We start from the raw sequence: 26,875 nt of genomic DNA, 5'->3' as shown, positions 1-26,875 counted from the left end.
TCGTACCGAGGAACACGGAGGAGCCGTGCCGAAGGTTCAACGCTGGCCGTGCGCCGGCCTGATCGCGTCGCTGCTGGCGCTCGTGCTGCTCGACCTGCGGGTCGGGATCGCCGGGGCCGGCCTGGTCGTCGGCGTCGTCCTGGCGATCGGCGTCGCGGTGCTCCTGGGCGCCGGGCTCGCGCGCTCGGGCACGTCGCGGTTCGGGCCGGCCAACGCGGTCACGCTGGGACGGTCGGTCCTCACCGTGGCGGTCGCGGCGCTCGCTTTCGGTACCGACCTCGCCGCCACCGCCCTCGTGGTCCTGGTCGGACTCGCCTCGCTGGCGCTCGTGCTGGACCTCGTCGACGGCCGGGTGGCGCGACGTACCGGCACCGTGAGCGCGCTCGGCGCCAGGTTCGACATGGAGGTCGACGCCCTCCTGGTCCTGGTGATGAGCGTGGTCGTCGTCCGCTCGCTCGGGTGGTCCGCCGCGTGGGTCCTCCTGATCGGGTCCGCGCGCTACCTGCTGCTGCTCGCGACGGCGGTCGTCCCCTGGCTGCGCGAACCGACCCCCGTACGGCGGTGGGCGAAGGTGGTCGCCGCCGTACAGGGAGTCGTCCTCACCGTCGTCGCCGCCGGCGTCCTCCCCCGACCGGTCGCCCTCACCTCCCTGGTCGTGGCGCTGGCGCTGCTCGTCGAGTCGTTCGCGTGGCAGGTGCGGTGGCTGGCGCGGCACCGCAGCGACCGCCGTACGGTCCGCCCGCGTCACGCCGTCGCCCTGGCACCCGCCGCGACCGCCGTGGCCGCCGTCCTCGTGTGGGTGGCGCTCGTCCTCCCCGACCGGGTCGGCGACCTGTCTGGGGCAGGGCTGCTGCGCGTCCCGCTGGAAGGCGCCCTGCTGCTCGGTCTGGTCGTCCTGGTCTCGTCACGCGCGAGCACCGTCGTCGCCGTCGGCGCCGGACTGGTCATCGCGGTGGTGGTCCTGCTCAAGGTCCTCGACGCGGTCTTCTTCAGCGTCTTCGACCGGCCGTTCGACCTGCTCAACGACGGCTACTATCTCGGCCCCGGCTTCGGCGTGGTGGTGGACTCGATCGGGAGGACGGCAGCCGTGGTCGCCGTCGTCGGGCTCGCGCTCGGGGTCGTCGCGATCCTGGTGGCGCTCCCGTGGAGCCTCGTCCGGCTGACCCGGGCGGCCCGCGGGCGCCGCGGGCTCGCGCTCGGGGTCGCCGCCGGCATGGCGCTGCTCTGGGCCGGCGCCGCCCTCACCGGTGCACGGGTCCCCGGAGGCCCGGAGGTCGCCACCGCGTCCACGGCCACGCTCGCGTACGGCCAGGTGACCCGCCTGCGCGCGGACCTGGCCGACCGCAAGGAGTTCGCGCGCGAGCTCGCCCGCGACGCGTACGCGGACGTCGCACCCGAGCGGCTGCTCAGCGCGCTGCGCGGAAAGGACGTGCTGCTCGTGTTCGTCGAGAGCTACGGTCGCGTCGCCGTCGAGGGGTCGACCTTCTCTCCCGCAGTCGGCGCGGCCCTCGACAACGGGACGCGGTCCCTCGCGGACGCGGGGTACGCGACCCGCAGCGCGTACCTGACCTCGCCGACTTTCGGAGGTGCGAGCTGGCTCGCTCACTCGACGCTGCAGTCCGGGCTGTGGGTCGACAGCCAGCAGCGCTACGACCAGCTGCTCAGCGCTCGCCGCCTCACGCTCAGCTCGTCGTTCGCACGTGCGGGGTGGCGCACCGTGCTGGACGTCCCGGCGGTGACGAAGCCGTGGCCCCAGGGGACGCGCTTCTACGGCGTGGACCGCCTGTACGGCGCCCACGACGTCGGCTACCGGGGGCCGGAGTTCAGCTACGCGACGATGCCCGACCAGTACGTCCTCGCCGCGCTGCACCGCCGGGAGCTCGCCCGCACCGACCGCCGTCCGGTGATGGCGGAGGTCGACCTCGTCTCCAGCCACCACCCCTGGACGCCGCTGCCGCGCCTCGTCGACTGGGACGCGGTCGGCGACGGCTCGGTCTTCGACCCGATGCCGGCCGAAGGGCTCTCCCCCGAGGACGCGTTCCGCGATCCCGACCAGGTCCGGTCGCTGTACGGCCGCTCGATCGTCTACTCCTGGCAGGCGCTCGTGTCGTACCTGCAGCACTTCCCCGACCCGGACCTGGTCGTCGTCGCGCTCGGTGACCACCAGCCGCACCGCTACGTCAGCGGTCCTGACGCCGGTCGCGAGGTCCCGGTCTCCGTCATCGCGCAGGACCCGGCGGTGGTCCGCGCGGTCACGCGCTGGGGCTGGCGACCCGGCCTGCGTCCCGCCGCGGGCACGCCGGTCTGGCGGATGGACCGCTTCCGCGACACGTTCCTCGAGACCTTCAGCACACCCATCGACGAGGGAAGGAACCCGTCATGAACATTCGCATCGCCGCAGCACTCGCCGTGCTCGTCTCCGCGGTCGTCCACCTGTGGTTGTGGTTCGACGGCGTCAAGGACCAAGGCACGGTCGGTGCCCTGTTCGTCGTGAACGTCGTCGCCGGCGTCGTGATCGCCGTCCTGCTGGTGAGGTGGATCCACTGGATCCCGCTGTTCCTGGCGGCCGGATTCGGCGTCGCGACGCTCGGGGCGTTCTTGATCTCCGCGTCGGTCGGCCTGTTCGGCGTGGAGACCGGCTGGAGCTGGTACGCCTGGGTGGCCGCGGTCAGCGAGGTGCTCGCCGTGGTCCTGGCCGTCGTGGCCGCCGCACGCGAGGGCTACCTCTCACGCGGGGGTACGCAGCACGGGGGTTCCGTCGGCACCGCGCACCTCCACTGACGCGATGTCCGCGCGGGGCGTGGCGGTGGCTGCCGTGAGATGCATCGTCTTGCCCGGCAGCCCTCGCCACGTCGCCACCTGCTCCTCCTGCCCGTCGCGCGTGCGGACGACCAGCGCGTACGTCGCCGCGCCGCCGCCGTACTCGCCCGCGTGCGGTCCTCCCACCTCCGGATAGCTGCAGGCGAGCTCCAGCTTCGTCCCCCAGGGCACGGTGCTCATCGCGAGGTTCGCGGTCATCGCGGTCTCCCCCGCAGCCGGCACCATCGCGGTCCCCGCGGTCGGCCGGCTGGTCGCCGGGGGCTGCGCCGTGGGCTCGTCGCCGGCGCCCCACCGGGCGCCGACCGCGAACCCGCCGGCCAGCACGGCGACCGCCGCGGCCGCGGCGATGCCGACGCTCGCCCACCGGCGCCGACGGCGCTGTCGCGTCGCGAGGGCGACGACGTTGGGCCGCAGGCTCTCGGGCAGCGGCTCCTCCCGCTCGGGCGGGTCCCAGACGTCCGCCGGCACCTTGGCGAGGAGACCGGGCAGCCCCGCGAGCTCCTGGACCGCACGACGGCACTCCGCGCACCCGGCGAGATGGCGCTCGAACTCGAGCCGCTCCGCGGTCGACAGCGAGCCGAGGACGTAGGCGCCGTCGAGGTGCTCGTAGGGGCAGCTCATGCCGTCACCCCTCGCTCCTCCAGCGCGAGGCGCAGCGCTCGCAGCGCGTAGTGGGTCCGCGACTTGACGGTCCCGGGCGGCACGCCGAGACGCTCGGCGGCGTCGGCGACCGACGCCCCCTTGAAGTAGCACTCCACGAGCACGGCACGGTGCTCCTCCGACAGCTGGGTCAGCGCGTCGGCGACCATCCACGACGTCAGGAGCTGGTCGGTCTTGTCGGACTCGCCGGCGTCCGGCACGTCGGCGACCGTGATCTCGCCCCTCACCTTCTTGGCCCTCCAGTCGTCGATCACGATGTTGCGGGCCACGGTGAACAGCCACGCCCGCAGCGACCCTTCCGACCGCTCGAGCGTCGGCCCCGCTCGCCACGCGCGGAGGAGCGTCTCCTGCACGACGTCCTCGGCCCGCGCCCGGTCGTACCCGGTCAGGCGCAGGCAGAACCTCCACAGCGCCTCCGCGTGAGCGTCGTGGAGCCGCTGCATCACGGCGTCGGGGCTCTCGGACATGCCACCTCCGCCCTCTTCCACGCACCAGCGGCTCCGATGGTTCACAGCAGACCACGGCAGCGTCGCGAGGTCGAGGGCCGCGCGGTCAGGCGTCGGCGAGCACCTGCGCGATCGTGTGCTCCCCGATCGCGTGCAGCACCGGCGCGTCGTCGGACGACGTGACGAAGAGAGCCGCGAACAGCGCCGCCCAGGCAAGGGCCCGGTCCCACGTCGCGGCGTCGGCGTACCCGGCCTCGGACACCCGCGCCCGGAACGCCGCACGGTCCTCCGGGCCGAAGGTGAGCCACGCCGTCGCGAGGTCGCTCGCCGGGTCGCCGGACGTGACGTCGCCGAAGTCGATGACGGCGCTCAGCGTGGCCAGCCCGTCGGCGGTCGTGGTGGCGAGGAGGTTGGCCGGGTGGAGGTCACCGTGCACCCATACCGCGGGGCCGTCCCAGACCGGTGTGGCCAGGAGGCGGTCCCAGAGCGCGAGGAGGACGTCGGCGTCGGGGACCCCGCCGCCGGCGATCCGTTCGCGGAACCCTTCGTCGCGCACGGCGAGCGGGACACCACGGAAGGCGTTCACCGGTGCCGCCGCAGGCGCCGGTCGGTGCAGCGCCGTCACGAACGCCGCGAGCGGCTCCACGAGCCCCCCGCGCTGCTCCGGCGGCAGCTCGCCCACGGAGCCGCCGGGGAACCACGGCACGACGCTCCACGCCCACGGGTACGCCGGCCCGCGGGTGCCGTCGCTGGGAGCCCCCGTGCGTACGGGGTCCGGGACGGGGACCGGGAGGTCCGGCGCGAGGACGGGCAGCCACTGCTGCTCGTGGCGGACGAGGTCTGCGGCGAGCGCACGGCGCGGCACGCGGAGCGCGAGGTCGTCGCCGAGACGCAGCACCACGTTGTCCCAGCCGTTCGCGACCACGCGGAGCGGGAGGTCGGCGAGGTCCGGGTGCTGCGCCTCGAGCAGGCCACGGACGAGCGTGACCGTGACGTCGACCTCGGCTGCGGGCATCGGGGGCACGCGTCGATGCTAGGCGGTGCAAATGCCAGGGGTGCCGCGGAGCCGCCCTGCCACGATGACGACGTGGACCGGACCTCGTCCCCCACGGCGTCCGCACTCGTCGGTCGTGACCGCGAGCGCGGTCTCATCGATGCCGTCCTCGACGAGGCCGCGGCCGGGCGGGCGAACACGCTGGTCGTCCATGGCGAGGCCGGTGTGGGCAAGACGGCTCTCGTGAGCGCCGCTGCGGCCGGCCGTACCGACGGACTGGCGCTGTACGGGGCAGGGCTGCCGCTCTCGAGCATGACCGTCCCGCTGCTCGCGATCAGGTCACTCGTCCGCGGGCTCCCCGAGAGTGTCCCGGCGCTCGAGCTCCCGACCGGGAACGACGTCTCCGAGGCCGTCCTGCGCGTCGACGCCTGGCTGGACACCCTGGCGGACGCCGGCCCGGTCGCGCTCGTGCTCGACGACCTCCACTGGGCGGACCAGACCTCGCTGGACATCCTCCAGTACGTCGTCGCCGGGCCCGAGCACCGCCGCCTGACGGTCCTCGCCACGGTGCGCTCGGGCGCGGTGAGCGACGCTCACCCGCTCGCGCGCTGGCTCGCCGACGTCCGCCGGCTTCCGCGCGTCGACGAGATCGTGCTGGCGCCCCTGGACAAGGAGGCGACGCTCGACCAGCTCACGAACCTCCTCGGGGAGACACCTCACGGGTCGCTCGTCGACGAGGTGTACGCCCGGACCGGAGGCAACCCCTACTTCACCCGTCTCCTCGCGGCCGGCCTGCCGAGCGATGCGCGGACCCTGCCCGCCGCGCTGCCGGAATCGCTGCGCGGTGCCCTCGTCCGGACCTCCTCGACGCTGTCGGAGGCCGCACGACGGGGAGCCCAGGTGCTCGCGGTCGGCGGCCACCCGATGGCGTACGACGAGCTCGACGAGGTGGCTCCGGATCTCGGGTGGGACGCGATCGCCCCCGAGGCCATCGCCGCGGGCGTCGTCGACGCCCTGCCCGGCGGGCGCCTGTGGATCCACCACCCGCTCCTCGCCGAGACCCTCGAGGCCGAGCTGCCCGCACGCGAACGCCGTGCGCGCCACCGGGCGTTCGCACGGTGGTGGGAGGCGCGACCACCCTCCGCGGAGGAATCCGCCGAGGCCGCCCGGACCGCCCACGTGGCCGACCACTACTTCCACGCGCAGGACGCTGACGAGGCGCGGACCTGGGCGCTGCGCGCAGCGCGGGCCGCCGAGTCCGCGGGGATGTGGTCGGAGGCGCAGCGACTGCTCGAGCGCGAGCTCGCACGGGGCACGGCGAGCGGGGCCGACGGTGTGAGACGGGATCTCCTGCACCGCACGCAGCACGCCACCGAGATGTCCGGCGACATCACGACCGAGCTCCGGCTGATCGAAGAGCTTCTCGCGCTCATCGACCCCGACGACGAACCGCTGGCGGTGGCCGAGCTCCTCATCCGGCGCACCTACCTCCGCTTCCACACCGGCCAGAGGTTCGACGACACCGACGCCCTGGAGGTCGCCGAAGCCCTCGCCCGGAGCCGGCCGCCCTCGGCGACCCTCGTGCGGGTCCTGTCGTGGCAGGTGATGAACGGACGGTGGAAGACCGACCGCAACGTCGAGATGAGCGAGGAAGCGCTCGCGATCGCGCGCGACATCGGGGAGGCCGTGGGCGTCGCGCTCGCCGGCCGGACGATGGCGGCGACGTTCGGCGACGACGCCGCGACCGCGATCGCCTGCGGCACCGAGGCGATGGAGACGGGCGTGCGCGAGGGCGACTGGCTGACCGCGCAGTTCGGGGCGAAGTGGAGCGCCGATGCCGACGACAACCCGTGGTCGCCGTGGTACGCCGAGCGGGTGGCGCGCGCCCGCGCGTACCTGATGGAGGCCGGAGCCCCGTCGCACGTGACCCTGACCTTCGCCGTCCTCGAAGCGGACGCGCGGCTCTACATGGGCGAGTGGGAGGAGGGCGTGGCGCTCACGCGGGCGTGTCTGGCCGGCAGCATGACGCCGATGTGGGACGCGGGTGCCCGGCTCGGGCTGGCCCGTCTCGCCGTCCTGCAGGGCCGTCCCTCGGAGGCGGTGGCCCACCTGGCGCGAGCCGAGGAGCTCATCGCCGACGCGCCGCGCTTCGCTGCTCTCGAGTTCGACGCCATCCGGGCGATGATCTCCCTGTCGGTCGGTGACGTCGAGGCGGCGTACTCCCACGCCCTGAACGGGCTCGGGTGGGAGACCCAGGCGCCGACCATGGTCGAGTACCTGGTCCCCCTCGCGGCGCGGGCGCTCGCTGACCACGTCGAGCGTCGGCGCGCGGGCGGGGACGACGTGGACGAGCTGCTCCAGAGGGTGGACGAGCTGGCGCGGTCACATCCGCACATCGAGCTGGAGGAGCGCGAGATGCGGCCCTGGTGCGCCGCCGAGGCGGAGACCTTCCAGGTGATGTACCGCGCCGAGCTGGCACGGGCCCGGCAGTCCGAGGACGCCGGGCTGCTCTGGCGCGTGGCGACCATCCGCGCCCGTCGCGCGTGCCTGGCCTGGGACGAGGCGTACGCGGGCTGGCGGTGGGCCGAGGCCCTCCTGCGCTCCGGACAGCACGGTCGTGAGACCGCGACGGTGCTGCGCGACGCCCACCGTCTCGCGCTGCGGCTCGCCGCCGGCCCGGTCGTCGAGGCTCTCGAGCGCCTCGCGGCGGGCGCGCACATCCCCCTCACCGAGGTGATGGGCCACCCAGACGGCGCGCCCGCCGAGGCCCCCTTCCCCGGGCTGACCGCCCGCGAACGGGAGATCGTGACGTACCTCGTCGCCGGACGGACCTACGCCGAGATCGCGGACGCGCTCGTCATCAGCGAGAAGACGGTGAGCTCGCACGTCTCCAACATCCTGCGCAAGACGGGGGCCAGGAACCGCATCGAGCTCGCGGTCCTCGCCGAGCAGCGGCGGACGCCAGGTGCGGCGTCCGTCCGCTGACGGTGACGGCCTCACTGCTCCGGCAGCCAGGGTGGAGCCTCGGCCGCGCTGGCCGGGTGGTCGCACTTGACCACGTGCCTGCCGACCCGCCGGGCATCGCAATGGGAGTCGTTGAGCGACGGCGACGCCGGGTAGGCGCTCTCGGGATCGGGTTCGGTGGTGGCGGTCGGGGCGGCGTACGGGCCGTCGTCGGGCAGAGGACGCGCCTGCGCGGTCGCCGCCGGGAGCGAGAACGCGAAGGCCAGGGCAGCAAGGGCTGCCAGGGTACGGCGGTGGTGACGGGTGGTGTTCATGATGGTGTCCTTCGTGGGTGGTGGGGGACTCCTCCACCGTCGTTCGCCGGGCTGTGCGCCCACATCCGGTCCACCCCCTCAGACGTGCGGTGCTGACCCCTCAATCTCCGGTCTCCACGCGCCGGGCGGTCCGCGCACACGACTGGACCGGCGACCCCGCGGCACGCCATCCTGGTCCGCATGAGCGACGACCCCGCGACCGCGACCACCGGCGGGGTCACGTACGGCAAGCGTGCGGCCCACCTTCCTCCGAGCACCCCGGGGCTCGACTGGCCGTACCCGACGTGCGTCCGGTTCTGCGCGATCCCGCACGAGGTCGGCGAGCCGTGCCGCTCGTTCGGCGAGGAGGTGTTCCTCAGCCTGCGCGGCGTCGACCCGGAGACGGGCGAGCCGATGTTCGCGCTGGTCTTCCCCGATGCGCCCGGGAGCCACGACGTGGCGTTGACGGCCTACCAGGCGTCGGTCCTGGCGGCGGAGCTGTCGCCCGAGAGCCTGCGCTGACGTCTGCCGCCCGCGTCAGTGCGAGTGGTGCTCGACCGGGACGGTCGGTGACACCGGGTCGCCGCCACCCACGCCGTACGAGAGGGCCAGGGCGAGGAGCCCGAGCCCGGCGACCACGAGCCCGCCCTCGAGCCGGCGTACGTCACCGCCGCGCCGTCGCTCGAGCACGCCGAACACGGTCGCTGCCGCCATCACGATCAGCCCGTGCCCGATCATGACCGCCGTCATGAGCACCCAGCACGTCGCGACGCACCGCCGCCCGGTCGCGACGCCGTACCGGACGCAGTCGCGGTCGGCCCGCCACCCGCGGGGCGCCAGCGGCATCGTCATCGCGCACTGGCGGACGAGACGACGACGGGCAGGTGAGACGTACGCAGCCACGGCGACCGCGAATCCCGCCACGATCGCCGGACGCCACCCGAGAGACGTGACGAGCAGTCCGCCCGCGACGAGCGAGGCGGTCGCGACCACCGTCCACACCGCGAGGAACCCGGCGAGGTAGCCGAGCGCCGCCCGGTAGCGGCGCGACCAGAGGCTGTGCTGCGCCACGTGCGCGACCTGCGGCAGGACGAAGGGCACCATCATCGCGGCGGCCATCACGGCGGAGTGGCTCGCGGCGTGCAGCGGAGGGTGGACCTCCGGTGAGCCGAGGAGACGCCCCGGCTCGGCGAGCGCGATGACGACGAGGGAGGCCCAGGCACCCGCGGCGAGGGCCACCGCGCACCACTCGGGGTGGTACCAGTGCGTCCGGACGACGAACGTGGTCACGGCGACCCCGTCACGCGTAGAAGAGGCTGACCCGCCCGACCGCGACGTCGCCCTCGGGGACCCGTCCCGAGGCGTCGGGCAGGGGCGTGAAGGCGACCTTGAGCTTCTTCGGGTCCCACTGGCCCGATGCTGCGAGCTTCCGAACCACCTTCGTGATGTCGAAGGTCACCGTCATCCCGCTGCCCCCGTGAGGACTGTCCTTCGCCGACGCCTCGATCACACCGAACATCGGGAGCAGCCCGGCCTTGCGGTCGGGGAAGTCGCGCGCGTTGGCGCCCTCCGGCACGTTGACATGGACCAGGACCGACCCCGATCCCAGTCGCGTCGCCGTGATGTTCTCCAGCCGCAGGAACACCCGGGACCCCGGGGGAACGGTCCCCGCCTCGTCCACCAGGCGGGCGATCGGCCCGCGCGGCGCACTCACGTCGACCTGGGTCGTCGCCGGTCGCGACCCCACCGGCACGGGCCCGCTCGACGCCCCCACCAGCTCCGGCGGCCGCTCGTCCTGCTCGGCGACCGGCTCGGGCACCTCGTCGGCCCTCTCCAGCGGCGCCTCGCGCGACGGAGTCACCGGCATGTCCGAGTAGCGGTAGCCCAGCGGCGGCCGTCGCGGATCGAGCACCTGCTCGGTGGTCAGAGTCGTCCTCGTCGACCCCGACCCGAACACCCAGCTCGCCTGTCGCCAGGCCCGCTCGGTCGGGTTGCGCCGCCTCGCCTGGCGGAGCCACACCTCCCAGAGCCGGTCGATGTTGGCGTGGTGCAACCAGAAGATGGGGTCACGCCCCGCCGTCTGGAACCGCGACATGAACCCGCGAGGGGCTGTTCCTCCGACGGCGACGTGGACCGACCCGTGAGGCACGAGCTCGAGCGCACCGGGTCCTGGACCCTGACGGTGCGTCCCGACCGGCGCCTCCCTGCCACCGAAGCCAGGCGAGCCACGCTCGCTGAAGCGCGCCTCGTCGGTGGCCGCTCTCAGGTCGACGTCGTCCTCACCGACGGGGAACCCGGCATTGATGTCCGGATGGCGTTCCGCGACCCGGAGCGGGTTCGCCACGTTGTCAGGGGTGGTCGCAGCGATGAAGGCGGGCGGCAGCTTCGTCACGTCCGGGCGGCTCTTGTCGCTGTAGTTCCAGAACGGCAGCGCCCAGTCGTTCGGCCCGCCGAGACGGGAGATCTCGTCGCGGACGATGCGCTCGAAGTGGTGCAGGTAGATCCGGTGCCACGGCAGGAAGTGCCAGCTCTCGTGCTCGCAGCTGTTCCAACGAGCGTCCGACGGCCAGGATCCTCGCGCGATGTCGGTGCCATGGGTCTCGGCGAGGTGGCGCCAGCAGCGCGGGTCGGCGAACCCGGCGGCGTCTCGGGCCTGCAGCGCCGCCACCGCGCGGGCGTACCAGAGGATCGTCGGGTGCCAGGGGTTGGTGGCGCTGAGCGTCCACACGTCCTGGCGGACACGGACTGCGGGCGGTGCCGGTGTCGGCGTCGGGGTCGGGGTCGGGGTCGGTGTCGGTGTCGGCGTCGGCGTCGGGGTCGGTGTCGGGGTTGGCGTCGGCGTGGTCGCCAGCTTCTCCAGCTCCGGCCACGTCTTCGGCCCGATCACCCCGTCGCGGACGAGCCCGCGACACGCCTGGAACATCTTCGTCGCCAGCTCCGTCCCCTGACCGAAGCGGCAGTCCACGACCAACGGGTCCTGACCGAGCGCCTTGAGCTGCGGCTGCAGCGACGCGATGTACTGCCGCGTCCCCTGGCTGGTGTCCGAGCACGATGGCGTGCCGGCGCGCCACGCGTCGAGGAAGCGGTTCAGGAGGTGCTGTGCGTAGCCGACAGCGGGGTTGCGGGCCTTCGACGCCGACGTGCTGCGGTGGATCAGCGGCCGCGGGCCGACGGGAGCCGCCGGAGGGCCCTCACCCGGGGCGCACCGGTGCGGTCCCCAGGTCTCGTCCTCCGCCTCGGTCCCGGGCACCGCCTCGGGCAGCGCCTCTGGCCACGCCTCGGGCGCCGCCAGCGGCTGCTCCGTCGCGACGGCGTGCTCGTCGAACCACTCCCCCGTGACCGTGTCCAGGTCCTCGGAGACGAACGGGCTCTCGTCGAACCACTCCCGCGTCCCGACGTCGGTCTCGGTCGTCTGCCACGGCGCCTCTCCCTCGAGCATGGTGCACCTCCGTCATCGCTTGGGCAGCGGCCGCGGAGCCGCGACGACCTGAACGGGCGTCGGACGCTCCTTGAGGTTGCGACCGGAGGCCGCAGCCCACTCCGTGATCACGCGACGCACCTCCGTGCCGAGGGGGACGGCCCCGGGCGGCAGCGGCGGCAGGGCGGGCGGGACGGTGCTCTGGTACAGCAGCCACGCGCGACCGCTGTCGGTGACCCAGCCGGCCTCGAGGGCACGCAGCACGAGCGAGAGCTCCTGGGCCATCGCGAAGAACGAGTTGGCCCGCGAGTGCGGCGGCAGCCCCACCCGCTCGCCGATCACGCGCAGCCGGTCCGCGGCGCTCGTGGCCTGCGCCCGCAGGTCGACGACGACCGGCGTGTTGGACCCCAGCGTCAGCTCCACCCATCCCATCGCGGTGGTCGCGGCGAGCTCCTCGCGGCTGAGCAGCGCGTTCTGGCGACGCGAGCGCAGCATGAACCCGAGCTGCTCGGCGAGGCGGTAGATCCGGTCGTCGTCGGTGGTGTTGCCTGCGACGAGGTTCCGGACGTTCTCGATCGCCCGCCACAGCTCGTACAGGAGCTCTTCGAGCAGCGCCACGAACGTGCGGTTGGAGGCCTCGGCCTTCTCGTACGGGTACGGCGCGTTCGTCTCCGTGCCGTGGGCGAGGTCCATCCCGAACATGCGGTAGTACGCGTTGCGGCGCACCGCCTCGGCGTCCGGACGCACCCCACTGGTGGAGAGCCACGCGGCGACCGGGTTCTGGGCGCCGAACAGCAGCGCCTCCGTCGCGTCGAGCCACCGCTGCGTGGCGACCGACGGGATCCCGAGACCCTCACCGCCGCGGAAGGCGCGGACGACCCGCGCGAGGATCTGCGCGCCCCGGGTGTTCTCGATGGCGTAGGCGTAGATGAGGTGGTCCCACGCGGGCTGGGACGGCATCGGCACGCCGCTGAACGCGCCGTCGTTGAACAGCGCGACCCGCGCCGGGCCGGCCGGGGGCGGGTTCGGCGCCCACGGGTTGGCGGCGTCGAGCACCTGCTCCATCCGCCAGACCAGGTCCAGCGGATCGGCCGTGATGACCTGTGCCTCCGCGGCGGGACCGCCGCCGAGCTGTTGGACGAGCTGCGTGATCATGCCACCGACTCCTCGTAGTACACGCCGTCGACGACGACCGGCCGCGCCTGGCCGATGAACGAGACCGGCAGCTCGTAGTCCGTCGACAGCTGCTGGAAGTTGGAGTCCCGGTCACCGCCGAGGGCGGTGCGGATGAGCACCACCGCCTCCGCGACCCCGGGCTCGAGCTCGAGCGCGGTCGACGGCGGGACGATGCTGCGCATCGGGCCCATCACCTCGGCGATCTCCGCGAGACCGACCGCGAGCCCGTCGAGGCCGGCGATGCCGCCGAGCGTGGTCCACACCTTGGCGAACTCCTCCGACGAGCTCTGCTGCATCGCCTCGATGGCCTCGAGGAGCTCCTCCGTACGCTCCTCGATCGTCTCCATCGACGACGCCAGGGACTTCGTCGTCGGGTTTCCGCTCGTCTTCTTGGCCACGACTGCCACCTCCGCTAGGCGCCGCTCAGGCGGCGACGCTCCGTTGACCGGTCATCCACGTCCGGGCCCGCGAGATCCACTCGCCGGCCCGCTCCGGGTTCTCCGCCTCGCGCAGCCCGGCGAGCGCGATGAGGCGGATCCCTTCCGTCCCCCGCCAGTGCGGGGAGGTCCACAGCGACGCTCCCGCCGTCCGTTCGAGCGCGGCCAGCGACGCCGGTGAGACCTGCTGGGGGTCGACCAGAGCCGTCACCGGGCGGTCGCGGAACCCCGGCACCTTGGTGTCCAGGCACGCGGCGGCGATCGCGTCCATGCGCCGGTGCGACCGCAGGAGCAGCGGGGCCGTGGTCGCCTCGGCGCGGCTCGGCGGGTACGTCGTGAGGACCGCGCGCTCGAGCCGGTCCCACGGGCCGGGCCCGTACGCGTGCCGGCACATCGCACAGCCCAGCAGGGTGCGCAGCCACCCGATCGGGTGGGGGTCGCCGAGCGGCCAGCGGAAGAGCGTGCGCTCGTCGCCGACGACGTCGTGGAGCGCGGCGACCGAGGCGAAGCCGGTGAGCACGAACGCGTACACGTCGGCAGCGATCTCGCTGCTCCACGGCTGCCACATCGCGCGCAGCGCCGGGTCGTCGGCGAGGGTCGCACCCAGCGCGTCGGCGAGGACGGGGTTCCAGCCTGCGAGGTGCGCGACCTGGTGGCCGGTCTCGTGGAAGAGCGACGTCGGCCGGTAGAGGTTGTGCCGGACGATCTTCACGGCGGCCACGGGGTTCACCGCCCCGGGCGCCCAGAGCCGGATCCCGACCCGGAGGATGCTCGCGCCGAGCCCCTCGCCGAGATACGTCAGGACCGGGGGGACGGGCAGCCCCAGCGGGCGGAGCACCTGCTCGATGCTCGAGTAGGCGACGGAGTCGAGGAACTGCAGCGCCGTACGGAGGTGGGCGCTGGTGCGGGTGTTGACCGCCTGGCCGAAGAAGTCGAGCGTGGTCTCGACCTGGACGTAGCGGCGGCGGAACTGCTGCACCGCGGACTGCGCGTCGGCGAGCGCGGCCGGGTCCATCCGGCTCGCGCGGACCGCGGCCGCCGTCGTCCGGCCGTTCTCGAGCAGCTGCTCGACGGTACGGGCCAGCTGGGTCCGCACCGAGACCCCGATCGACTGCTCCAGGGACTCCCACGCGTGCCGCGACGCGAACTCCTCGGCGTCGAGGAAGCACTGCGCAGCGCCGACCCAGTGCCCGAGCTGGCGCTGGAGCTCCTCGGCGATCAGACGGTGCTCGTTCACGGCTTGGACCTCCCCGGGGTGACCGTGATGGTCACCGGGGCCGGCGCGAGGGTCAGGGCGCCCGCGGGAGCGCCGGCCGGTGCGGGCGCGCCGCCGGTCGCCGGTACGGCGGTCGCTGCGGTCGCCGGGGTGGCCGGTACGTCGGTGGTGGGCGCGTCCTCGTCCTCCGCCTCGCCGGCCGGTCCGGCCACGCCGCGGACGTGCACGTGCACCGTCACGCCGTTCGCCGGGTCCTGCGCGGCGCGGACGAACTCGTGGCCGCGCGTGCGGACCCACTCCGCCAGCGCCTTCGCGACGCTGGCGCGCAGCCGGCGACGGCTCCGCGGCAGCGGGCGCCGCCGCCCCCGGCCGCGTCCCACCGGCGCGCGTCGACGGCGGCGCCGGGGTCCGTGGATCGCCGCGAACGCCGCACGCAGCAGCGCGCGGAGCAGCGTCGTACCCCCGCGGCCGGAGGCCACCGAGGCCGCGAGCCGCTGGGCGTCGGCCTCGGAGAAGTAGAGCGACAGCCGCACCTCGCGGCGCGCCTCGTCCGACCGGACCCGGCCGTCGCTCGGCTGGGCCGCCTCGCCTGCCGCCGCAGCCGACGTCGCCGACGCGGGGGTCTCGACCTGCCCGATCGGCTCGAGGGAGAAGAACCGCTGGCCGACCGAGATGCGGTGACGCGAGGCGAGGAACTGCGCGGGGACGTCCACGCCGAGCCGCGGCTCGCGCAGCAGCAGTCCCGCGTTCGCGACCGTGAGCGGGTGCAGCTGGCCGTGGGCGCCGCGCGGGAACGCCACGCCGCCGATCCTCTCGATGCGGGCCAGCCTGGGGAGCGTCGTCCCCGGGCCCGACTCGAACACGTGCACCCGGAACCGCCCCGGGAGCGCGATGCCGGCCGCCCTCAGCGCCGCGTCCAGCGTCGTACCGCCGAACGTCGTGACCGTGGCGGCGACCGCAGCCGTCACCTCGATCTCGGGCACACGGGAGAACTTCTTGTAGGCGAAGGCGGTGCGGGCCCGGCGGACGACGAACGAGCCGCCGAGCGACGGGGCGATCTGCAGGTCGGGACGGACGAGCTGCGTCGGGAAGTTGGTCGCCACGGCCTCCTCGAACGCCTCGGTGAGCGCGACCTGCAGCAGGTCCTCGTCCTCGAAGAACTCTCCCGGCTGCTCCGACAGCCGGCGCACGGTGTCCTCCACGGTGGCCGCGAGCGCCGCCGGAGCAGCCTCTTGCTCGAGCTGGCCGGGGCGGCCCTGCTCGAGACCGATCACCCGCAGGCCCACGTCGACGATGGCCGACGACAGCGGCCCGGACAGCTTGGGCCCGACCCACTGGCCGATGAGCTTGGCGAGGAACCCGGACAGGAACCCGACCACCTTCGGCCGCCCGACCAGACGGATCCCGAGGCGCAGCGCAGGCAGGATCGCCGGGACGAACTGGTCGATCGCGGGGGTCAGGTCCTCGCCCTCCTGCGCGGCGGCGATCCGGTCGATGAACGCGCTGCGCGCCTCGGCCAGCGCCTCGAGCTCGTCCGACGACGGCGGCGCGGCGCCACGCTCCTGGTCGTGGCCGAAGCTCTCTCCCTGCTCCAGCGCCTCGCCGCCGAGCACGGACTCGGCGAGCGCGGCGTCCAAGGACTCCGCGAGGCTCTCGGGGTCACCGGCCGCGACCGGTGTCGGCGCGAACGACGAGATCAGGAACTCCTCCTCGGCCTCACTCTCGACCAGGTCCTCGGTCTCCTGCTGGCCGAGGCCGAAGCGCCGGGCGAGCGCCCGGGCCGGCTCGTGCAGCGCGGCAGGCAGCTTGTTGATCGCGATCGCGAGCACGCGCTGGAGCAGCGGGCGCACGAGCGCCTTCAGCTTGTTGAGGATCGGGCCGAGGATCGGGAGGGCGGCCTTGGCGATCTTGCCGGCGGTGCTGACGACGGTCTTGACGACGCTCTTGGCCTTCTTGATGAGGCCGCCGATGAACTCCTCGCCCGCGGGCGTGACGCCGAGCGCGCCGATCTCGAAACGCTCCAGGACCTCGTCGAGCTGGTCGGGCGCCATGCCCTCCAGGTCCAGGTTCTGGACGTGGTCGGCGAACCGCTGCACGCACCGCTCGGCCTCGGAGCCGATCGGGGCGAGGTGCGCGTCGGCGAGCTGGCGGCGCTGCTCGGCGAGCTGCATCGGCTGCTCCCCCGCCAGGCCGGTCTCCGCGGCCTCGGCGGTCTCGGCGATCAGCTCGGCCAGCGCCTCGTCGAACTGCTCGTCCCGGATGCTCTCGAAGGCCTCGGCGATGAGCTCGCCGGCCTCGCCGCCGCCGTCGAGGTCCTCGGTCAGCAGCTCCGCGAACGGGGTCGTCACCTCGGTCCACGGGAGGAACCCGAGCGTCGCGGGCGGCGCCTCGGTGCCGGGGGTCTGCTCGGAGAACGGTGTCTCGACCTCGAGCCCGCCGCCTGCGGTTTCGTCGATCACGGTCATCGCGCCCTCCCGGAGCTCGTCGCTGTCCGACACGCACCAGCCTGCGGGTGACCCGTACCCCTTCCGGTCTCGTCGACGCCCCCGCGGCGACCCCGCCGCGTACCCCGCTCCGACACCCCCGCGTCCGGGTCGCGTCCCGCCTCCGTAGCCGTCCGCGTCCGCGCGGGTCAGACCGGGCGACAATGCCGGGAAGCGCGAGCTCGAAACGGTCCTATGCTCGTGTGGGTCGAAGACAAGTCGCGCAGACCCGCCCGCGCTCGTCTCCGACGTCGCGAGTCCCCCGGCCGCCTCGTCAGGACCTGCCGCGGACCCAGGAGCACACCGGTGGCCAGCTCGAACGGATCGCGTCGCGTCGGCGTCCTCGGAGGGCTCGGCACCCGCCCCTCCGAGCGGTTGTCCGGCGCCGGCCGACGCCTGCTCGCGTACCTCGCGGTCAAGGGACCGCGGGCCAACCGCCTGCTCGCCGGCACCGACCTGTGGCCGGAGGTCTCCGAGACGCGGGCACGGGCCAACCTCCGACGCGCGCTGTGGCAGCTGCCCCGTCGCTGGGTGCGGCCCGACGGGCCCGACCTCCAGCTGGACGCCGCCGTCGACCTGGCGGACGCCCGCCGGGTGGCCGACCTGGCCCTCGCCGACACGTTGGTGGGCGCGGACGCGGTGGAGCTGCTGAAGCACGACCTGCTCCCTGGCTGGTACGACCCGTGGGTGCTGGACGAGCAGGACCAGTTCCACCTGCACCGGATCCAGGCCCTCGAGGCGGTCTGCCGGACGGCGGCCGACGCCGGGGCGTACCCGCTGGCGACCGGGGCCGGGCTCGCGGCGGTGTGCGCGGAGCCGCTGCGCGAGTCCGCCGTGACGGCGCTCGTCGAGGCTCTGGTGCGTGAGGGCAACCGGGTGGAGGCGGCACGGCGCTACACCGCGTACGCCCAGCGGCTGCGGCACGAGATCGGCGCCGCCCCTGGGGACGACCTCGTGGCGCTGGTCCGCCCGTACCTGCGCCGGCGGCCGTGACACCGGCCGTCCACGGTCTCCTCGCGACGGCCGCTCGTCAGCACTCGGCGACGGGTGGGACTACTCGGCGACGGCGAGCGGCGTCGCCGAGTAGGGCGGAACGTCGCTGAGTAGGTGAGTACGGCGGGGAGGTGGGCCGTACGGCGCCGCCGGCCGTCGCACTCGACGGATGGCCCGACCGGAGTGAGACTGAGGCATGAGACAAACGGTCGTCGCCACCGCCGCCCTCGCCACCGCCGCGCTGTTGCTGCCCGAGGCCGGGGCGGGTGCCACGACCGTCGCGGGTCCGTCGACCAGCGAGGCGACGACCGTCGCGAGACCTGCGTCGACCGCGGCGTCGACGGCCCGCGTGGCGCCGATGCGGGTCTCCACGGTGCTCACCGGCCTGGACCACCCCTGGGACATCGCGTTCATCTCGCGCACCCAGTTCCTGTTCACCGAGCGCAACCGCCGTACGGTCTCGCTCGGCACCATCACCGGCGGCAAGCGGGTGGTCGGCCGGGCGCGTGGCCTGTGGGCCAGCGGGGAGACCGGCCTGATGGCGATCGAGCTGGCGCCCGACTTCGCACGGACCCGCAACTTCTACACCTGCCACGGCTACCGCTCCGGGGCGACGAAGGACGTGCGCGTGGCCCGCTGGCACCTCAACGCCGCGCGGACCAAGGCCAGCCTCGTCAAGACCATCGTCCGCGGGCTCCCGGCCACCAGCGGCCGGCACGGCGGCTGCGCGCTCGCCTTCGGCAGCGGCCAGGCGCTGTTCATCGGCACCGGCGACGCCGCGGTCGGACGCAACGCGCAACGGCTGCGCTCCGGTGGCGGCAAGGTCCTGCGCGTCGACGCACGGACCGGCCGCGGCCTCCGGACGAACCCGTACGCGGGCTCGCGCTACGCGATGAAGCGTCGCGTCTTCACCTACGGCCACCGCAACGTCCAGGGCCTCGCGAAGCGTGGGAAGCGCATGTGGTCGGTCGAGCAGGGCTCGTACCGCGACGACGAGGTGAACGCGCTGTTCCGCAAGGGCAACTACGGCTGGAACCCCGTACCCGGCTACAACGAGTCGGTCCCGATGACCAACCACGGGCTCCCGGGCAAGCAGCGCAGCGCCCGGTGGCGCTCGGGCAGTTCGACGCTCGCGACCACGGCCGCGGCGTGGTTGCGCGGATCCGTCTGGGGGAACCGCTCGGGTCGGGTGCTCGCGGTGACGGCGCTGAAGGCCGAGCAGATCCGCCTGCTGCGGTTCAACGCGAAGGGCCGGCTGAGGGGTCAGTCCGTCGCCCTGCGCGGACAGTACGGCCGGCTGCGCGCGGTCACGGTCGCTCCCGGTGGTGCCCTGTACGTGTCGACGTCCAACGGCAACGGCCGGGACCGCATCCTCCGGGTCCTGCCGGGCTAGGCGTCGGGGTCGACCGCGGCACCCGACGTACGCCGCAGGTCGGGCTCCAGGTAGATCACCCGCGCGGTCGGCACGGCGGCCCTGATCCGCGCCTCGGCACCGTCGATGGCCGCGGCGATCTCCGCCGCGCTCTCCCTCGTCGACACCTCGATCTTGGCGGCGACCAGCAGCTCCTCCGGACCGAGGTGGAGGGTGCGGAGGTGGATCACCGACGGCACGCCGTCGCCGACGATGGCCGCGCTGATCGCGTCGACGTCCTTGCGGGTCGCCGACTCCCCGAGCAGGAGCGACTTCGTCTCGATCGCGAGGACGACGGCGATCACGACGAGCAGGACGCCGATCCCGGCGGTCCCGAGGGCGTCCCAGCGCCCGTCGTCGGTCACCAGGGTCATGCTGACACCGAAGAGCGCGAGCACCAGTCCGATGAGGGCGCCGAAGTCCTCCAGGAGCACGACGGGGAGCTCCGGAGACTTCGCGTTGCGGACGAAGGCGACCCACGACTGCTGCCCGCGGACGGCGTTGGACTCGGTGATCGCGGTGCGGAAGGAGAAGCCCTCCATCCCCATCGCGACGAGCAGCACGACGATCGGCACCCATTGCCACGACTCGATCGGGTGCGGGTCCTCCCACTTGTGCCACGCCTCGTACAGCGCGAAGAGGCCGCCGACGCTGAACAGCACGATCGAGACGATGAACGCATAGATGTAGCGCTCGCGCCCGTAGCCGAACGGGTGCCGCTCGTCGGCCTGGCGCGCAGCGCGCTTGCCGCCGAGCAGGAGGAGCGCCTGGTTGCCGGAGTCGGCGACCGAGTGGACGGCCTCCGCGAGCATCGACGAGGCACCGGTGAGGAGGAAGGCGAGGAACTTGGTCACGGCGATGCCGAGGTTGGCCCCGAGCGCTGCGATGATCGCCTTGTTGCCGCCGCCGTGTGCCGCCACGTCACCCTCCTGGCCGGGCGGAGAGAGGTGCGTCCGCCGCGGATCGCAGCGTACTCCCAGGACGCTCCGGGGTCCGGCCACGCGCTCGTCGGAAGTCCCTCGGAGACGCTGCAACCCACTGATACGCTCCGGGTGACCCCGGACACAAGCACGACCCAGGAGCTCCCGTGCCGCTCTCTCCTCGCGTCCACGCGTTCCGTGACGACATCCTCGGCGACCTCGACGCGACGGGGGTCGCCGAGCTGGTCGCGACCAAGCAGATCAAGCCGCGCGAGGCGACGGAGGCGGCGCTGGCCCGGGTCGAGACGGTGGCGGCCCTCGACGCCGTGGAGCACCTCGACGCCGACCGGGCGCTCGACGCGGCGGACCGCGACGCGTCGGGCGTGTTCGGCGGCGTGCCGACGTTCGTCAAGGACAACGTGGACGTGGCCGGCTGGCCCACCGGCAACGGGTCCGAGGCCTACACGCCCCGGCTCGCGCGCACCGACAGCGACTTCGTCCGCATGTGGTCCGCCCAGGGGCTCACCTACCTCGGCAAGTCGCGGCTGCCGGAGTTCGGGTTCAGCGCGACCACCGAGTTCATGACCCGCCCCCCGGTCCGCAACCCGTGGAACCCCGCCTACTCCTCCGGCGCGTCGTCCGGCGGCTCGGCGGCGCTGGTCGCCGCGGGAGCGGTGCCGATCGCGCACGCCAACGACGGCGGCGGGTCGATCCGCATCCCCGCCGCGGCCTGCGGGCTCGTCGGCCTCAAGCCGACGCGCGGTCGGATCACCCCCGACCACCTCGACGAGACCATGCCGGTCAAGGTGGTGACCCAGGGCGTCGTCACGCGATCGGTCCGCGACACCGCGCGCTTCTTCGCGGCCGCCGAGCAGACCTACCGCAACCCGCTCCTGCCGCCGGTGCGTCTGGTGGAGGGGCCGGGGTCCGCCCGCCTCCGGGTCGGCGTCCTCTACGACTCCGTGACCGGCCCGAGCGACCGCGACACGCACGCGGCGACCGCCGACACGGCCGAGCTCCTGGCCGCCCTCGGGCACCGCGTCGAGGAGATCCCGCTGCCGATCACTCAGCAGTTCGCCGACGACTTCGCGCTCTACTGGGGGTTCCTCGCGTGGTACCTCTCGACCACCGGCCGACGTGCCCTCGGGGTCGACTTCGACCCGGCCCGCACCGACAACCTCACGCAGGGGCTCGCGGCCGCGTTCCGCAAGGGCTTCCGCCGGTTCCCGTCGGCGCTCTACCGCCTGCGCCGCACGCAGCGGTCCTACCGCGCCCTGTTCACCACGTACGACGTCGTGCTCTCGCCCGTGCTGGCGCACACGACCCCCAAGCTCGGCTACCTGTCGCCGACGCTGGACTTCGACCGCCTGTTCGCCCGGCTGTACGCGTACGTCGGCTTCACGCCGCTCAACAACGTCGCCGGTGGACCCGCGATCTCGCTCCCGCTCGGCCGGACGCGCTCCGGTCTCCCGCTGGCGTCGCACTTCTCCGCCGACCACGGCGACGAGCGCACGCTGCTCGAGCTGGCGTACGAGCTGGAGGCGGCGAGGCCGTTCGCCCGGATCCAGGACGCCTGACCCCGCGGCCGCGCCGCTGGGCGTTTCGAACAGCCGGAGATCCCGACTGGTCCTAGCGTGGGACCGTGACGGTTCCTCGGGCAGTGGTCTCTCTTCTCGTCGTGGTCCTGGCCGGCGCTCTCCTGGGCACGGCCCCGGCGAGCGCGGCGCCCCCGGTCCTGACCGTGTCGGCCCCCGCGAGCGCGTACGCCGGGACCACGGTCACCGTCCGCGGCACCTCCACGCACCCCGACGCGGAGGTCGTCCTCTCCCGGCGCCGCAGCGACGGCGGCTGGCAGCGGCTCGCCGCGACCACGCCTGCGGGCGACGGCTCGTACGCGCTGCGCGCCCGCGTCGTCCCCGGCCAGCAGCGGCTGCTCGTCAGCCAGGCCACGGCGGAGGGCACCGCCACCCGCGAGATCGCGCTGACCGGCACGGCAGCCCCTTCGCGCCTGGCCCTGTCGGGAGCCACCCGCGTCGCCGACGGCCGGACCGTCGAGCTCACCGCACGGTGGACGACCGGCGACGGACGCCGGGTGACGGGGTCGGCGTCCTTGTGGGGCCGCCGCAAGGGCCAGTCGACCTGGACGCGACGCGCCACCGTGACGGTCCGCGACGGCGCCGCGCGTCTGCGGGTCAAGCCGCGCGTCGACGTCGCCTACCAGCTGCGCTCCAGCCGCACGGCGTACGTGCTCGCCGGCACGTCGGCGTCCCACGTGGTCGACAACGTCCCGCCCGGCCGCGTGTTCGTGCGCCCGTCCGGCGCCCCCGCCCCCCGCATCAAGCTCCCTCGCCAGCCCCGCGCGACGACGGCCGGCGCCGACGTGACGGTCAGCCGCATCTCCACGAAGGTCTGGCGCTCGATGAAGGGCCGCAGCTGGCACCGGGGGTGCCCGGTCGGCCGCTCCTCGCTGCGGATCCTGCGGACCAACTACTACGCGTACGACGGCTACCGCCGGCGCGGCGAGATCGTCGTGAACGCCGGCGTCGCGAGGGCGACGAAGGCGGTGTTCAAGGACCTGTACGCCGCGAAGGTGCCGATCCGCTCGCTCTACCGGGTGGACCGCTTCGGGTGGTCCCGCCGCCTGCACGGCGCCGACGACATGAAGTCGATGGCCGCGGGCAACTCCTCGGCCTTCAACTGCCGCGGCGTGGTCGGGCGCCCGGGTCGCCGCAGCCCGCACAGCACCGGCCGCAGCATCGACCTCAACACGTGGGAGAACCCGTACCGGTCCGGCTGGGGCATCGTCCCGAACCGCGACTGGGACGCCCGGCGCAGCCCGGCGGCGTTCGTCTACCGCAGCCGCAGCCACACGGTCGTGCGGATCATGGCGCGGCACGGGTTCTGGTGGATGGGCAGCGCGGACTGGCAGCACTTCCAGTACTCCGGCAGCAGCGCACGCACGCTCCCGCCGCCGAAGACGTTCTGGGACTGACGCGGCGGGACCCCGCCGGTGCGGGTCAGTGCCCGCGCTCGCGGCGCAGGCGGCGCTGCGCCCGCGTCATGCTGCGGACCTGACGGTTCTGGTCGCGAGCGAGGCGCGCGTCGGTACGTCGCTGGAGCCACAGCGCCTCCCGCTGCAGCGCCCGCCAGCTCTCGTACCGCCGTAGCGTGAGCGTCCCGTCGTCGAGCGCCGCCCGCACCGCGCAGCCGGGCTCGACCTGGTGTCCGCAGTCGGCGAAGCGGCACGACGCGGCGAGCTCCTCGACGTCGGCGAACGCCCCCGCGAGGCCGTCCGGGTCGGTGACGCCGACTCCACGAAGACCGGGTGTGTCGATCACCCATCCGCCGTCGGGGAGGGCGACCAGCTCCCGGCGCACCGTGGTGTGGCGGCCCCGGCCGTCGGCACGGATCGCGGACGTCACCACCCGCTCCTCGCCGACGAGGGCGTTGACCAGCGACGACTTGCCGGCCCCTGAGGAGCCGAGGAGGGCGAGCGTGGTGCCAGCGGGCGCCAGCGCGGCGACCTCGTCCATGCCCTCCCCCGTCAGGGTGCTGCACACGATCACGTCGGCGCCGAGGTGCGTGGTGACGTCCTCCGCGACGTCGGCGGCGTCCGCTGCGACGTCGGCCTTCGTGAGCACGACGCGGACCGCGGCGCCGCTCGACCACGCGACCACGAGGAGGCGTTCGATCTTCTCCAGGGACGGCATCTGGTCGAGCCCCACGACCACGGCGACGGTGTCGACGTTGGCGGCGAGCGGCTGGTGGCGCGACGACCCGCCGGGCTCCGCGCGCTCGAGCAGCGTGCGCCGAGGGCCGACGGCCTCGACCGCGAGGTCGTCGCCCGCGCGCGCCACGGTAACCCAGTCCCCGACGCAGGGAGCGTCCAGCGGATCGGTCCCCGCGACGGCGACGCGTGCCGTCACGACGGCGCCGTCGTGGTCGAGGACCCTGACGAGCCCGCGGTCGCCGCGGACCACGCGCCCGCTCCAGACGGTCGTCCCGTCACTGTTGGTCTCCACGCGCCGACCGTACGAACCGACGGAGCCGCCGCGCGAACCATTTATCCGGTCCGGCGGTAGGCCGTCGTACCGGCCAGGAGGTGGTCCGGGTCACTGAGCGAGCGCTTAGGCTGGGCCCATGGACCCGATGCAGCGCACGTCGCAGAACCAGGCAGCACCCCTCGTCGGCTACAACACCGTGCGCTCGGACGCGGCGCTCGTCGGTGCGGTGCGGGCGTTCGCGGGCGACGACGCCGACGCGGTCCTCAAGTCGCTCGGGCCCGTCGGACGGCTCGCGGGCTCCGCCGAGGCGCGCGAGCACGGCATGCTCGCCAACCAGAACGAGCCGGTGCTCCGTCCGGTGGACCGCTACGGCAACCGCGTCGACGAGGTCGAGTTCCACCCCTCGTGGCACTGGATGATGAAGAAGGGCACCGGCTTCGGTCTGCACGCGACCCCGTGGGTCAGCGACGAGCCGAAGCCGCACCTGCGTCGCGCGGCGGCGTACATCGCCTGGACGCACAACGAGCCCGGCCACGGCTGTCCGCTCACGATGACGTACGCCGCGGTCCCGGCCCTGCGCGCCGACGACGCCCAGGCCAAGCAGTGGACGGGGCTGCTGGCCTCCACGTCGTACGACTTCGGGCTGCGCAACCCGGCCGAGAAGACCGGCATCCTCGCCGGCATGGGCATGACGGAGAAGCAGGGCGGTTCCGACGTCCGCACCAACGTCACCACAGCCACGCCGACCGACGTCGACGGCGAGTACGTGCTGCACGGGCACAAGTGGTTCACCAGCGCTCCGATGAACGACCTCTTCCTGGTGCTCGCGCAGGCGCCCGGGGGGCTGACCTGCTTCGTCGTGCCGCGGGTGCTGCCGGACGGGACGCGCAACCCGCTGCAGGTGGTCCGCCTGAAGGACAAGCTCGGCAACCGGTCCAACGCGTCGTCGGAGCTGGAGTTCGCCGGCACCTGGGCGGTCCGGCTCGGCGACGAGGGTCGCGGGGTCCGGACCATCATCGAGATGGTGGCCTCGACGCGGCTCGACTGCGTCCTCGGGTCGTCCGCGCTGATGCGCCGCTCGGTCGCCGAGGCCACGTGGCACGCGTCGCAGCGCTCGGCGTTCGGCGCGCTCCTCTCCCAGCAGCCCGCGATGCAGAACGTCCTCGCCGACCTCGCCGTCGAGTCGGAGGCCGCGACGCTCCTGGCCCTGCGGATGGCCGCCAGCGTCGAGAGCCCGGACGACGAGCACGAGAAGGCGCTGCGCCGCATCGCGCTCCCGATCGCGAAGTTCTGGGTCTGCAAGCGCACGCCGTTCCACGTCGCGGAGGCACTCGAGGTGCTCGGCGGCAACGGGTATGTCGAGGAGTCCGGCATGCCGCTGCTGTTCCGCGAGTCGCCGCTCAACTCCATCTGGGAGGGCAGCGGCAACGTGAACGCGCTCGACGTGCTCCGGGCGCTGCAGCGCGAGCCGGAGGCACTGGACGCGTGGCTCACCGAGGTCGGCACGGTCCGCGGCGACCGGCGGCTGGACGCCGCCGTCACGGACGTCCTCGAGGACCTCGCCGACCTGCAGGACGTGGAGTTCCGCGCCCGTCGGATCGCCGGCCGGATGGCGGCGATCCTGCAGGCGTCGCTGCTCATCCGCTACAGCGACGACGCCGTCGCGGACGCCTTCGTGGCGAGCCGGATCCGCGGTGACTGGGCGGGCACGTTCGGCACGCTGCCGCGCGGCGTCGACGCTGCGCGGATCGTCGAGCGGGCGACGCCGACGGTCTGACGCTCACCGTCGCGCACCACGACGGCCGTCCGGCTCAGATGCGGGCCAGCGTGTCCTGCATCTGCCGGACGGTCTTGTCGGCGAGGCGCTCGAGCGGCAGGCGCAGGATCGCGTCGGGGATCTTGTCCACCGCGCCGTGGAAGGCGAAGTCGGCGACGTAGCGGACCTGCGTGCCGGAGCCGGTCGACGCGAACACCAGGTGGTCCTTCGTCGTCACGCTGTCGTTGTGCCCGGTCACCTCGAAGACCGCGTCCGGCTCGAACCGCGTCGTCTCGTACGTCAGCTCGACGCTCTTGCCGAGGAACTTCGACACGTTGCGGTAGCGGGTGCCGACCCCGCCGTCCCCGGACACCCGCGTCGTCTCGACCGTCCCGGGGTCCCACTGCTCGGTGGTCGTGAAGTCGCTGAGGTAGGCGAAGACCTCGGCGAGGGGCTTGTCGACGGTGAGGGTGCGGGAGACGGCGACCATGCGGCCACGGTACGGCGCGCCGCCCGCGCCCACCGATCACCGACGCGCCGTACGGTTTCTCTCAGGGACGTCGTTAACGCGCCCGACTCTGTGGCCCGCCTCACAGGGACCCCGCCCGATGCCCGGAATCACGGGAGCGCCATTCCGGCCGTCTCACATCTTGAACGAATGTCTCACTTCGTGAGACCTGCCGTTGCCCTCCGAGGGGTCGGCAGCACAGACTTACGACCATGCTCACAGCGCAGACGACTCACCTGGCGGCACGTCGCCACGTGGATTTCGGTCGCATGCGCAGCATGATGTGTCGCTGCGCCTGATCTTGCTGGCCCCGGCCCTCTGACGCGCCGGCCCGACCATCAGCCCCTCCCTCGAGCATCTTCGACAGGACGTCTTC

At 73.6% G+C, this 26,875-nt stretch carries 22 protein-coding genes; 9 read left to right on the top strand and 13 right to left on the bottom strand.

The genetic code is table 11. From position 1 onward, the window contains the following. Positions 1-25 precede the first annotated feature (25 nt). Complete coding sequence (locus ACQSSQ_RS08720; RefSeq protein WP_431326641.1) at positions 26-2,383, top strand: CDP-alcohol phosphatidyltransferase family protein; 2,358 nt, start codon at positions 26-28, stop codon at positions 2,381-2,383. Further along, on the top strand, positions 2,380-2,781 hold the full coding sequence (locus ACQSSQ_RS08715; RefSeq protein ID WP_431326640.1) for a hypothetical protein: 402 nt from the start codon (positions 2,380-2,382) through the stop codon (positions 2,779-2,781). Before ACQSSQ_RS08720 ends, ACQSSQ_RS08715 begins: the two co-directional genes overlap by 4 nt. On the opposite strand, the gene ACQSSQ_RS08710 is transcribed toward ACQSSQ_RS08715, so the two are convergent. The 3 genes from ACQSSQ_RS08710 to ACQSSQ_RS08700 all read right to left on the bottom strand — a co-directional run bounded on the left by ACQSSQ_RS08710 (position 2,728) and on the right by ACQSSQ_RS08700 (position 4,941). Then, positions 2,728-3,441 (bottom strand): anti-sigma factor family protein, encoded by a 714-nt coding sequence (locus ACQSSQ_RS08710; RefSeq protein ID WP_431326639.1) that lies wholly within the window; start codon positions 3,439-3,441, stop codon positions 2,728-2,730. The genes ACQSSQ_RS08715 and ACQSSQ_RS08710 overlap by 54 nt on opposite strands. After that, entirely contained in the window at positions 3,438-3,947 is a 510-nt protein-coding gene (locus tag ACQSSQ_RS08705) for a sigma-70 family RNA polymerase sigma factor (RefSeq protein WP_431326638.1), read from the bottom strand. Before ACQSSQ_RS08705 ends, ACQSSQ_RS08710 begins: the two co-directional genes overlap by 4 nt. Before the next feature lie 85 nt (positions 3,948-4,032). Further along, positions 4,033-4,941: an aminoglycoside phosphotransferase family protein gene (locus ACQSSQ_RS08700; RefSeq protein ID WP_431326792.1), complete on the bottom strand. Its 909-nt coding sequence runs from the start codon at positions 4,939-4,941 to the stop codon at positions 4,033-4,035. Positions 4,942-5,013: 72 nt separating this feature from the next. Between ACQSSQ_RS08700 and ACQSSQ_RS08695 the strand changes: the two genes are divergently transcribed. Beyond that, positions 5,014-7,905 carry a helix-turn-helix transcriptional regulator gene (locus ACQSSQ_RS08695; RefSeq protein WP_431326637.1) on the top strand — a complete coding sequence of 964 codons (2,892 nt, stop codon included), beginning with the start codon at positions 5,014-5,016 and terminating at the stop codon, positions 7,903-7,905. Between the two features lie 11 nt (positions 7,906-7,916). Here ACQSSQ_RS08695 and ACQSSQ_RS08690 read toward each other — a convergent pair whose 3' ends face one another. Further along, positions 7,917-8,198 (bottom strand): hypothetical protein, encoded by a 282-nt coding sequence (locus ACQSSQ_RS08690; protein ID WP_431326636.1) that lies wholly within the window; start codon positions 8,196-8,198, stop codon positions 7,917-7,919. A gap of 180 nt (positions 8,199-8,378) precedes the next feature. Here ACQSSQ_RS08690 and ACQSSQ_RS08685 point away from each other — a divergent pair, with 180 nt between their 5' ends. Further along, positions 8,379-8,699 (top strand): hypothetical protein, encoded by a 321-nt coding sequence (locus ACQSSQ_RS08685; RefSeq protein ID WP_431326635.1) that lies wholly within the window; start codon positions 8,379-8,381, stop codon positions 8,697-8,699. Positions 8,700-8,714: 15 nt separating this feature from the next. On the opposite strand, the gene ACQSSQ_RS08680 is transcribed toward ACQSSQ_RS08685, so the two are convergent. Genes ACQSSQ_RS08680 through ACQSSQ_RS08655 form a run of 6 tightly spaced genes read right to left on the bottom strand, consistent with a single transcriptional unit; the run spans position 8,715 to position 16,922 of the window. Next, the gene (locus ACQSSQ_RS08680; RefSeq protein ID WP_431326634.1) at positions 8,715-9,467 is read right to left on the bottom strand and encodes a copper chaperone; all 753 of its coding nucleotides are present in this window, start codon (positions 9,465-9,467) and stop codon (positions 8,715-8,717) included. Between the two features lie 10 nt (positions 9,468-9,477). Then, complete coding sequence (locus tag ACQSSQ_RS08675) at positions 9,478-11,616, bottom strand: DUF7868 domain-containing protein (RefSeq protein ID WP_431326633.1); 2,139 nt, start codon at positions 11,614-11,616, stop codon at positions 9,478-9,480. Positions 11,617-11,628: 12 nt separating this feature from the next. Next, positions 11,629-12,750, bottom strand: a complete 1,122-nt coding sequence (locus ACQSSQ_RS08670) for a hypothetical protein (RefSeq protein ID WP_431326632.1) — start codon at positions 12,748-12,750, stop codon at positions 11,629-11,631. Continuing rightward, positions 12,747-13,169 (bottom strand): hypothetical protein, encoded by a 423-nt coding sequence (locus tag ACQSSQ_RS08665; RefSeq protein ID WP_431326631.1) that lies wholly within the window; start codon positions 13,167-13,169, stop codon positions 12,747-12,749. The genes ACQSSQ_RS08670 and ACQSSQ_RS08665 overlap by 4 nt, the downstream gene beginning before the upstream one ends. A 25-nt stretch (positions 13,170-13,194) precedes the next feature. Continuing rightward, a complete protein-coding gene (locus tag ACQSSQ_RS08660; protein ID WP_431326630.1) occupies positions 13,195-14,445 on the bottom strand; it encodes a hypothetical protein in 1,251 nt (416 codons plus the stop codon). Then, positions 14,442-16,922, bottom strand: a complete 2,481-nt coding sequence (locus ACQSSQ_RS08655) for a hypothetical protein (protein WP_431326629.1) — start codon at positions 16,920-16,922, stop codon at positions 14,442-14,444. The genes ACQSSQ_RS08660 and ACQSSQ_RS08655 overlap by 4 nt, the downstream gene beginning before the upstream one ends. A 291-nt stretch (positions 16,923-17,213) precedes the next feature. Here ACQSSQ_RS08655 and ACQSSQ_RS08650 point away from each other — a divergent pair, with 291 nt between their 5' ends. Continuing rightward, a complete protein-coding gene (locus ACQSSQ_RS08650) occupies positions 17,214-17,900 on the top strand; it encodes an AfsR/SARP family transcriptional regulator (RefSeq protein WP_431326628.1) in 687 nt (228 codons plus the stop codon). 196 nt (positions 17,901-18,096) lie between these two features. Then, on the top strand, positions 18,097-19,293 hold the full coding sequence (locus tag ACQSSQ_RS08645) for a PQQ-dependent sugar dehydrogenase (protein ID WP_431326627.1): 1,197 nt from the start codon (positions 18,097-18,099) through the stop codon (positions 19,291-19,293). Here the strand turns inward: ACQSSQ_RS08645 and ACQSSQ_RS08640 are convergent. Continuing rightward, entirely contained in the window at positions 19,290-20,231 is a 942-nt protein-coding gene (locus ACQSSQ_RS08640) for a cation diffusion facilitator family transporter (RefSeq protein ID WP_431326626.1), read from the bottom strand. The two genes, ACQSSQ_RS08645 and ACQSSQ_RS08640, sit on opposite strands and share 4 nt — an antisense overlap. A 167-nt stretch (positions 20,232-20,398) precedes the next feature. Here ACQSSQ_RS08640 and ACQSSQ_RS08635 point away from each other — a divergent pair, with 167 nt between their 5' ends. Then, a complete protein-coding gene (locus ACQSSQ_RS08635) occupies positions 20,399-21,808 on the top strand; it encodes an amidase (protein WP_431326625.1) in 1,410 nt (469 codons plus the stop codon). A 65-nt stretch (positions 21,809-21,873) separates the two neighbouring features. After that, positions 21,874-23,223, top strand: coding sequence for a M15 family metallopeptidase (locus ACQSSQ_RS08630; protein ID WP_431326624.1), 1,350 nt, complete (start codon positions 21,874-21,876; stop codon positions 23,221-23,223). 25 nt (positions 23,224-23,248) lie between these two features. Here the strand turns inward: ACQSSQ_RS08630 and rsgA are convergent, their stop codons facing one another. Further along, positions 23,249-24,253: a ribosome small subunit-dependent GTPase A gene (rsgA, locus tag ACQSSQ_RS08625; RefSeq protein ID WP_431326623.1), complete on the bottom strand. Its 1,005-nt coding sequence runs from the start codon at positions 24,251-24,253 to the stop codon at positions 23,249-23,251. A gap of 127 nt (positions 24,254-24,380) precedes the next feature. Here rsgA and ACQSSQ_RS08620 point away from each other — a divergent pair, with 127 nt between their 5' ends. Continuing rightward, positions 24,381-26,012: an acyl-CoA dehydrogenase family protein gene (locus ACQSSQ_RS08620; protein ID WP_431326791.1), complete on the top strand. Its 1,632-nt coding sequence runs from the start codon at positions 24,381-24,383 to the stop codon at positions 26,010-26,012. 34 nt (positions 26,013-26,046) lie between these two features. Here ACQSSQ_RS08620 and ACQSSQ_RS08615 read toward each other — a convergent pair whose 3' ends face one another. After that, positions 26,047-26,481 (bottom strand): SRPBCC family protein, encoded by a 435-nt coding sequence (locus ACQSSQ_RS08615; protein ID WP_431326622.1) that lies wholly within the window; start codon positions 26,479-26,481, stop codon positions 26,047-26,049. Positions 26,482-26,875: the final 394 nt, after the last annotated feature.

It is taken from the genome of Mumia spirodelae, from assembly GCF_050632745.1.
In the GTDB taxonomy this organism is placed as follows: Bacteria; Actinomycetota; Actinomycetes; order Propionibacteriales; family Nocardioidaceae; genus Mumia.
This window is presented reverse-complemented; position numbering and strand designations above follow the sequence as displayed.

Coding starts and splice junctions, on each gene's coding strand:
- ACQSSQ_RS08690 (WP_431326636.1), bottom strand. CDS start 8,198: ATGAACACCACCCGTCACCACCGCCGTACCCTGGCAGCCCTTGCTGCC.
- ACQSSQ_RS08685 (WP_431326635.1), top strand. CDS start 8,379: ATGAGCGACGACCCCGCGACCGCGACCACCGGCGGGGTCACGTACGGC.
- ACQSSQ_RS08705 (WP_431326638.1), bottom strand. CDS start 3,947: ATGTCCGAGAGCCCCGACGCCGTGATGCAGCGGCTCCACGACGCTCAC.
- ACQSSQ_RS08615 (WP_431326622.1), bottom strand. CDS start 26,481: ATGGTCGCCGTCTCCCGCACCCTCACCGTCGACAAGCCCCTCGCCGAG.
- ACQSSQ_RS08675 (WP_431326633.1), bottom strand. CDS start 11,616: ATGCTCGAGGGAGAGGCGCCGTGGCAGACGACCGAGACCGACGTCGGG.
- ACQSSQ_RS08700 (WP_431326792.1), bottom strand. CDS start 4,941: ATGCCCGCAGCCGAGGTCGACGTCACGGTCACGCTCGTCCGTGGCCTG.
- ACQSSQ_RS08670 (WP_431326632.1), bottom strand. CDS start 12,750: ATGATCACGCAGCTCGTCCAACAGCTCGGCGGCGGTCCCGCCGCGGAG.
- ACQSSQ_RS08710 (WP_431326639.1), bottom strand. CDS start 3,441: ATGAGCTGCCCCTACGAGCACCTCGACGGCGCCTACGTCCTCGGCTCG.
- ACQSSQ_RS08620 (WP_431326791.1), top strand. CDS start 24,381: ATGCAGCGCACGTCGCAGAACCAGGCAGCACCCCTCGTCGGCTACAAC.
- ACQSSQ_RS08645 (WP_431326627.1), top strand. CDS start 18,097: ATGAGACAAACGGTCGTCGCCACCGCCGCCCTCGCCACCGCCGCGCTG.
- ACQSSQ_RS08715 (WP_431326640.1), top strand. CDS start 2,380: ATGAACATTCGCATCGCCGCAGCACTCGCCGTGCTCGTCTCCGCGGTC.